Origin of the sequence: Phenylobacterium sp., from assembly GCF_044371015.1 — a bacterium.
Classification (GTDB): domain Bacteria; phylum Pseudomonadota; class Alphaproteobacteria; order Caulobacterales; family Caulobacteraceae; genus Phenylobacterium.
On the sequence record NZ_JBILUK010000138.1, the window covers coordinates 1 to 8293 of the forward strand.

5 protein-coding genes are annotated in these 8293 nt (G+C 68.5%); 2 read left to right on the forward strand and 3 right to left on the reverse strand.

Translation table 11 applies throughout. The features are described from left to right. Window positions 1-1152: bifunctional glutamate N-acetyltransferase/amino-acid acetyltransferase ArgJ (argJ, locus tag ACIQ3R_RS11900; RefSeq protein WP_397418742.1), on the forward strand; the 1152-nt coding region annotated here is incomplete at its 5' end. Here the strand turns inward: argJ and ACIQ3R_RS11905 are convergent. The 3 genes from ACIQ3R_RS11905 to ACIQ3R_RS11915 all read right to left on the reverse strand — a co-directional run bounded on the left by ACIQ3R_RS11905 (window position 1130) and on the right by ACIQ3R_RS11915 (window position 5539). Continuing rightward, window positions 1130-2095, reverse strand: coding sequence for a methyltransferase domain-containing protein (locus ACIQ3R_RS11905; protein WP_397418744.1), 966 nt, complete (start codon window positions 2093-2095; stop codon window positions 1130-1132). The genes argJ and ACIQ3R_RS11905 overlap by 23 nt on opposite strands. After that, on the reverse strand, window positions 2095-4008 hold the full coding sequence (locus ACIQ3R_RS11910; protein WP_397418746.1) for a glycosyltransferase: 1914 nt from the start codon (window positions 4006-4008) through the stop codon (window positions 2095-2097). The genes ACIQ3R_RS11905 and ACIQ3R_RS11910 overlap by 1 nt, the downstream gene beginning before the upstream one ends. Window positions 4009-4147: 139 nt before the next feature. Further along, window positions 4148-5539, reverse strand: coding sequence for a DEAD/DEAH box helicase (locus tag ACIQ3R_RS11915; protein WP_397418748.1), 1392 nt, complete (start codon window positions 5537-5539; stop codon window positions 4148-4150). Window positions 5540-6140: 601 nt separating this feature from the next. Here ACIQ3R_RS11915 and ACIQ3R_RS11920 point away from each other — a divergent pair. Then, window positions 6141-8293, forward strand: a 2153-nt coding sequence (locus ACIQ3R_RS11920; protein WP_397418750.1) for a TonB-dependent receptor domain-containing protein, incomplete at its 3' end; no start/stop codon positions are given.

The following is an 8293-nucleotide window of genomic DNA, read 5'->3' on the forward strand; positions in this document are numbered from 1 at the left end:
TTCTACAAGCATGAGCGCGACGATCTGTTGGTGATGGCGTTTCCGGAAGGCGCCAGCTGCGCCGGCGTGTTCACGCGCCATGGCGTCGGCTCGGCGCCGGTCGACTGGTGCAAGCGACAACTGGACGCGACCAAGGGCGAGGGCGTGCGCGCTCTGGTCGTCAACGCCGGCTGCGCCAACGCCTTCACCGGCCGGCCAGGCGCCGATGCGGTGCGCCGCGTGGCTTCGGCGGTCGGCAAGCGTCTGGATTGCCGACAGCGCGATGTGATGGTGGCGTCCACCGGCGTGATCGGCGTGCTGCTGGATGACGCCAAGATCTCCGCCCGACTTCCCGAGCTGGAGACCCATCTCACCGAGGATGGCTGGGCGGGCGCCGCCCGAGCGATCATGACCACCGACACCTTCCCGAAGGGCGCCTATGCCGAGGCCCAGATCGACGGGGTGACCGTGCGGATCGGCGGCATCTGCAAGGGTTCGGGCATGATCGCGCCGGATATGGCGACCATGCTGGCCTTCGTCGCGACCGACGCGGCCATCGCGCCGGCCGCCCTGCAGAACCTGGTCAACCTCTACACCCGCAACACCTTCAATGCGGTCACGGTGGACGGTGATCGCTCGACCAATGACACCTTGCTGCTGTTCGCGACCGGCCAGTCCGGCGCGCCCCGGATCAGTCGCGCGGGCGACCGACGCCTGGCCGACTTCCGCGACAAGCTGGAGCAGGTGTTGCTCGATCTCGCCCACCAGCTGGTCAAGGACGGCGAGGGCGCGACCAAGTTCATCAAGATCACCGTCTCGGGCGCGGAGAGCGCCGCCTCGGCCCGAAAGATCGCCCGCACCATCGCCGAGAGCCCTTTGGTCAAGACGGCTTTCGCCGGCGAGGACGCCAACTGGGGCCGCATCGTCATGGCTGTCGGCCGCGCTGATGAACCGGTGGACCGCGACAAGATCAGCGTGCGCTTCGGGCCCCACTGGGCGGCGCAGGACGGCCTGATCTCACCGACCTACGACGAGGCCAAGATGAGCGCCTACATGAAGAACCAGGAGCTGGAGGTCGCCGTCGATGTGGGCGTCGGCCGCGCCAGCTCGGTGATGTGGACCTGCGACCTCACCAAACGCTACGTCGAGATCAACGGCGACTACCGGAGCTGAGCCGGCGCGCGGCGTCGACGAGCCGGCGCAGCGGCGCGGTCATCCGCCAGAACGTGGACGCTTCGATCGCTTGGGCGTGCGCGATGGCGGCCTCGGCGCGGGCGAGCAGGTCGGGCGCGGCGCCGGTGGTCTGGGTTTCTGGCGGCAGCTCCAGCGCCTGCAGGCTCTCGAGGAAGGCGGCCCGGCGCGCGGCGAAGTCCCAGCTGTCCGGCAGGCGCTCCAGGGTCACCATAAACTCGGCGTCGCCCGGCGGGGTCGGCTGGAAGTCGGCGATCCTGAACGGCAGAAGTTCGAGCCGGCTGGCCAGGTCCAGCGCTTGCGCCATCGACACGGGCGTGAACACCCAGCCGTGCGCGTCGATGTACTCGTCCAGCGACACAGCCCGGCGGCAGAGCGCAACGCAGCCCTGCGCCCACTCGGTCAGGGCCGCCTCGTCGCGATCGGGTGCGCCCTCCGGCCGCGTGTCGTGAAAGTGATTGAAGATCTGGCGGGTGTTGGGACGGCGGCGGCCCTCAAGCCAGGCCTCGACGAACTCGCCGCTGGTGCTGGGCGGGCGGGGATAGTCGAACGAGAAGCGTTTGTCGGGCACGGCGAAGACAGCGCGGCCGCCATCCTCCAGCACGGCGGCGATCTCGCCCAGCCAGCCGAACACGTCGGGCACGTGTTCGATCACGTGGCTGGCGATCACATAGGCGAAGGCGCGCTGGCCGCCGACCGCCTGCAGCAAGGTCTCTTCGCCCCAGACATGGTCGACGTCCACGAGGTCGGCCGGATCGATTCCATGGCCCGGGTCGGCGTACCAGGCCGCCAGCGCGGCCCGGTCGGCGCGGTCCACATAGGCCACCGGCCCGTGGGCGCGCGTGACGGTCGGTTTGTCCAGCGCGCCGATCTCCAGGCCCGGGCGGCCAAGGTCGATCAGGTCGAGGATCAGGCGCCGGTCCATCAGCGGCTCCTATCGGCGTGCGGCGGGAGGGTCCAGGGCGGCGCCCTGCGGGGCGGGCGGGCGAGCTGGTAGTCGCTGTGGCGCAGACTGAAGATCGGCCCGTAGTACGGGTCGTGGTCCAGCGTCTTGCCCCATCGGGCGCGCATGTGGGCGATCTCAGCGCGGAACCGATCGTGCGCCGGACCCTCGGTGTCGGCGCCGCGCGACGCGGATTCGTGGTGGATCAGCTCGCACGCGGGCTCGAAAATGATGTCGTATCCGGCCGCGCGGATCTTCAGGCACAGGTCGATATCGTTGAACGCGACGGCCAGGTTCTCCGAGTCCAGCCCGCCGACCTGGTCGAACACGGTCTTGCGGAGCGCCAGGCAGGCGGCCGTCACCGCTGAAACGTTCCGCGCCGACTTGAGATGGCCGAAATAGCCCGCCGTCTCCCCGGGCGCGAAGTGGCCGACATGGCCCGCCACCCCGCCCAGGCCAAGAGCCACGCCGGCATGCTGCACCCGTCCGTCAGGATAGAGCAGGCGCGCGCCGACGGCGCCGACGTTGGTCCGGACCGCCTGGGCGACCAGCGCCTCCAGCCAGCCGGGCGCCGGCATCGAGATGTCGTTGTTGAGCAGCAGAAGGATATCGCCCCGGGCCTCGACGGCGGCGCGGTTGTTCAGGGCGGAGAAGTTGAAGGGGCCCGGCGCGCTCAGCACGCGAACCCGGGACTCTCCCGACAGGCGCGCGAACAGCGCCAGAGTCTCCGGCTCCACGCTGCCGTTGTCGACAATGAGCAGTTCCAGCGGGCCATAGCCGGACTTCAGAACGCCCTCGGCGCATGCCGCCAGCAGGTCGGCGCGGTCGCGCGTGGGTACGATCACGCTGACCATTGGAAGGGGTTCCGGGATGGCGCGGCGGACGGTTACCCATCCTGGCGTGTCGTCCATCCGCGCCACGCTCGACACCGGCTGGCCGGTTCGGGCCAGATGCTCGGCCACAGCCCTCTGGGCGGCGACGGCGCAACGGTCCATCTGGGCCTGGCTGAAGGTCTCCGGGCCGCCGGATTGGCGCCAGTGATACAGCGGCCAGGGAATATGGTGGATGCGGGCGGGCGTCGTGGCCTCGGCGACCCTGAGGGCCAGGTCGTAGTCCTGGCTGCCTTCGAACCCCTCGCGCAGGCCGCCTGCGGCCTCGATCAAGGCGCGGCGATAGACGCCCAGATGGCTGACCATGTTCTGCGCCAGCAGCAGTTCTGGATTCCAGCCGGTCTTGAAGTGCGGCTCATAGCGCTGACCGGCGGCGTCGATCTTGTCCTCGTCGGAATAGATCAGATCGGCGTCGGGATGATCCTGGATCAGCGCCGCCACCTCGTAGAGCGCGCGGGGCGAAAGCAGGTCGTCGTGATCCATCAGCGCCACGAACTCGCCGGTGGCCAGCGCCAGGGCGGAATTGGTGGCCGCGCAGATGTTGCCGTTCGAGGGCCGGCGAACGGCCTTGATCCGCGCATCCGACGCGGCGAGGCGCTGCAAGGTCGTCCAGACCGCTTCGCCCGGAGAGGCGTCGTCGGCGATGCAGAGCTCCCAGTGCGGATACAGCTGGGCCCTTACGGACCCGATGGCGGCTTCCAGCAGGTCCGGCGCGACGGCGTAGGCAGGCATCACCACCGAAATCAGCGGGGTGCGCTCGAACCGCGCGATGTGCGCGGCGATCCCGCGCCGGTCGGCCTCGCGCAGGGTGTCGTAGCGATCGACCCAGGCGGCATAGCCGATGGTTTCGCCGGCGCCCTCATCCAGCACGCCGCGAATGAAGCGCTCGCCCCAGGCCGTGCGTTCCAGCCTGAGCGCCGCGGCATGCACCGCCCGGTGGAGACCCGGCGCGCGCCGGACCACCCGGAGGGCGGCGGCGGCGGCGGCGTTGAGGATCGGGGGCATCGCCGGCCCTTTAGCCGGTTCCGCCTCGCAGGGCACGATGCGATCAGAGGAATCCTCTCATCGCTAAGTCCTGTTCGACACCAGAGAGGCGAGCCGGCCGCTTCCAGACGGATCCGTCTGAAAGCGGCAGGCGCCGAGGTCACCGGTTGGACCAGACGCCCGTGCGGCCGCTGCCGCTGCTGCTTCCGCCGCCGCGCCCACGGCTCGGCCCCTTGAAGGCCGGCCTGGCCTCCTGAGGTCGGCCGCCGCCTTCGCCGCGACTTACGGGCTTGGCGTCGGTGTGATTGCGATTGCGCTTGGGCGCGTGCTGGCCGCGATGGGGTTGTGAACGTCCCTGCGGCGGACGCTCCGGCTTGCCGCCGGGATCGGGCATGGCGGCGGTCGCGGCGCCCAGGTGTTTGTCATTGCGGCGGTCGAAGCTGGGAATCCGCTGGCGGGTGACCCGCTCGATATCCTTCAGCAGGTTGCGTTCGTCGTCGGCGCAGAACGCCACCGCCGATCCGTCCGCCCCGGCGCGCGCCGTACGGCCGATCCGGTGCACATAGGCTTCCGGCACGTTGGGCAGCTCGAACTGCACCACGTGGGTGACCGCATCGATGTCGATGCCGCGGGCCGCGATGTCGGTGGCCACCAGGGCCCGGACCTCGCCGGACTTGAACGCGGCCAAGGCACGCTCGCGCTGGCCCTGGCTCTTGTCGCCGTGGATCGAGGCGGCGTCGACGCCGGCCTGTTCCAGACCGCGCGCCACGCGGTCCGCGCCGCGCTTGGTGCGGGTGAAGACGATGACGCGCTTGAAGCCGGCGTCATCGAACAGCTCGGCCAGGAGGGCGCGCTTGCGCTGCTGTTCCACGAACAGCACCCGCTGGTTGACCTTTTCCACCGTGGTGGCCTGCGGCGTGACCGACACCTTCAACGGATTGGGATTGAGGATTTCGGCCGCCAGCTTCTCGATCTCGGTCGGCCAGGTCGCCGAGAAGAACAGGTTCTGCCGGACGCGGGGCACGAACTTGATGATCTTCCGGATCGGGACAATGAAGCCCATGTCCAGCATCTGGTCGGCCTCGTCGAGGACGAAGATCTCCACGCCTTCCAGCGTCATCGACTTTTCGCCCAGGTGGTCGAGCAGGCGGCCGGGCGTGGCCACCAGGATATCGACGCCGGGCGCCATGGCGCGCATCTGGCCGCCATACTTCACGCCGCCGAAGATCACCGCGACGGTGACGCCCATGTGCTTGCCATAGGTCTTGAAGCTCTCGCCGATCTGGGTGGCGAGTTCACGGGTGGGGGCCAGCACCAGGCAGCGGGCGCTGCGGCGCGGGGCGGGCTTCTTGTTTTCGGCCAGGCGATGCAGGATCGGCAGGGCGAAGGCGGCGGTCTTGCCGGTGCCGGTCTGGGCGATGCCCAGCAGGTCCTGGCCGGACATCACGCCGGGAATCGCCTGGGCCTGGATCGGGGTGGGATTGGCGTAGCCTTCGTCGGCCAGCGCCTTGAGCAACGGCTTGGCCAGGCCAAGGTCGGTGAATTGGGTCAAACAGTGTCTTTCACGTAGGCGGGCGCGCGCCGGCTCGAATGGGTTCGAGGGCGCGGGTCGCGGGTCTTTGGGGAAGCGCCCCGCGTGATGGGCGGCTCTATGAGAAGTCTCTCACTGCGCTCGACAGGCTGGGTCCGGAAGGACCCCACGCGGCTGGAGCGTCGCTATCGCCCATGATGGGCGCACAGGGGAGATCGGTCTTCGCACCCTCGAAGTCAACCCACGCCGGCTGGTTTGTCGCAGGGCTGTGGCCGATATGGCGCAGGCGGATTCGGCCGTGGCCGGGCAGGATTCCCGGCTCACACCCTGCCCTGGAGGTCGTCATGGGTTCGACCAGACCCGGGACCGCTGACGTGGCGCTGGAAGCGCAGGGCTGGTTTCGATCTCTACCGCCTTCCGGTTGCGAAAGCCGGAGATGGGCCTGCCGATGAACTGCCGGTTGGGGTTGGGTGCATCTATCGGATCAGATTGTAGCGCTTCTGATCCGTTTGAACTCCCAGCCTTTGCGGGCACGTCCGGAGGGTTGACGGCTTTCGCCGGAACGCCAAAAGGTCTCCGAGCCGGGTGCGAGGCGCGCCAGCGGTCTGGGGGACTCAAAAAGATGTTGTTTTCGCCATCGGGCCGGCGCGTGCGCCTGCTCGCCACCACGGCGTTCTGCGCCGCCGCGGCCTTTTCGACGCCGACCTTGAGCGCGGATGCTGAAGCGGAAGTCGAAGAGATCGTCGTCGTCGGGTCGCAGATCCAGGGCTCCAAGGTTACGGCGGCGCTGCCGGTCACCTTGCTCACCGAGGAACAGATCAAGGGCGCGGCAGCCGGTTCGGGCGATGAACTGTTCCGCACCATCCCGCAGGCCGGGAACGTGACGTTCAACTCGAGCTTCCTGCCGGGTTCATCAAACTCCGCCCGGGGCGACGTCAACTCGGTCAGCCTGCGCAACCTGGGCGCGGGCAACACCCTGGTGCTGATCAACGGCCGCCGGACCGTCTACCACCCGACAACCCAGGCGGAATCGCTGGTTCCGACTTTCACCTACAACACCAACGCCATCCCGGTGGCGGGCCTAAGGAGCATCGAGGTGCTTCGCGACGGCGCGGCGGCGATCTACGGGACCGACGCGGTCGCGGGCGTGATCAACACCGTGCTGCAGGACGACCTGGACGGTGGATCGATCGAATTCCAGTACGGCGCAGCGTCTGGGACCAACCTGCGCGAAGGCCGCCTCACCGGCGTCTACGGCGAGAACTTCGCCGACGGCCGCGGCAACATCACGGTCTTCGGTTCGCTGGAGAAGCGTTCGGCCCTGCTGGCGTCCGACCAGGACTATACGGCTTCGTCCAACCGCCAATCCCTGTTCGCCGGGACCGAATTCGCGACGGCGGTGGGTCTCGACAATCGCGCGACCACTTCGGGGTTCGGCGCATTCCAGGCGGCGGGCGTGACGACCGCCATCCGCCAGGGGACGACGGCGATCACCGGCGCCACGGGCATCTTCCACACCTCGCCGCAGTCGGTGACCTGCACCGTGGTGATCGGCCCGGCGCTGTGCGTCGTGCCGGGCGCCTTCAACACCACGACCGACCGGGTCTTCCGCCCCGACACGATCGCCCAGACAAAGTCCTCGGTGATACCGCAGGCGGACCGGACCAATGTCTTCCTGACCGGACACTACGACATCAGCGATGACCTCACGGTATTCGGCGAGGCCGGCTACTACCACGCGCGCACCGAGGGGAATGTCTCGGGCTTCAACGCCCTCGGTACCTCGCCGACGATCAGCGTCGGGCCGAACGCATTCTACAATCCCTTTGGGGCGGCGACGCTCGCCAATGGCCAGCCGAACCCGAACCGGCTGCCGAACCTGGTGGGCGTGCCTGCTGCGGGCCTGCGGCTGACATTCAACTCCTATGGCCTCCTGGACCTGGGCGCCTCCCAGGTGATCGTCAACAACGACCAGTACCGGATCCTGGGCGGCTTGAAGGGCGAGACATTCGGCTTCCGGTGGGAAAGCGCCGCACTCTACTCCGAGGCGACGGTGGACGACCTGTCCTTCGCCCTCAACGGCACGGCCTTCTCGGCGGCGGTCAACCGAACGACGGCGGACGCCTACAACCCATTCAACGGCATCGGGGCGGGCACGAACCTGGTCACGGGCGGTGACCAGACGCCGTCCAGCGCCGCAGCTATCGCCGGGCTGATCGTTCCGATTACGCGCTCGAACCGGACGACGCTTGCCTTGTGGGATTTCAAGGTCAGCCGTCCTGATCTGCTCACGATCTGGGCGGGCGACATCGGCCTGGCGGCCGGCGTCGAAATCCGGCGTGAGACCTATCGCGACAATCGCGACCCGAACGTCGACGGGACCATCCCCTACATCGACGCGATCACCGGTCCGATTGTCGGCGGGACGGTCGCCCTCAGCAATATTCCGGGCACCTCTGTTTCGCCGGACGTGAGCGGCCATCGAACCGTGAAGTCGGCCTATGCCGAACTCGCCATCCCGCTGGTCTCGCCGGAGATGAACATCCCGCTGGTCAACCGCGTCGAGGTGCAGCTAGCCGGGCGCGCCGAGGACTACAGCGACGTCGGCAGCGTGGCGAAGCCGAAGGTCGCGGCGGCCTGGGATGTGATCCCCGGCTTCCGGCTTCGGGGGTCCTGGTCGCAGGGCTTCAAGGCGCCGAACCTGGAGCAGATCAACGTCAGCCAGGTCAGTCGCACCAACAACCGCCAGGACTTCTACTTCTGCGAGGCCGACCT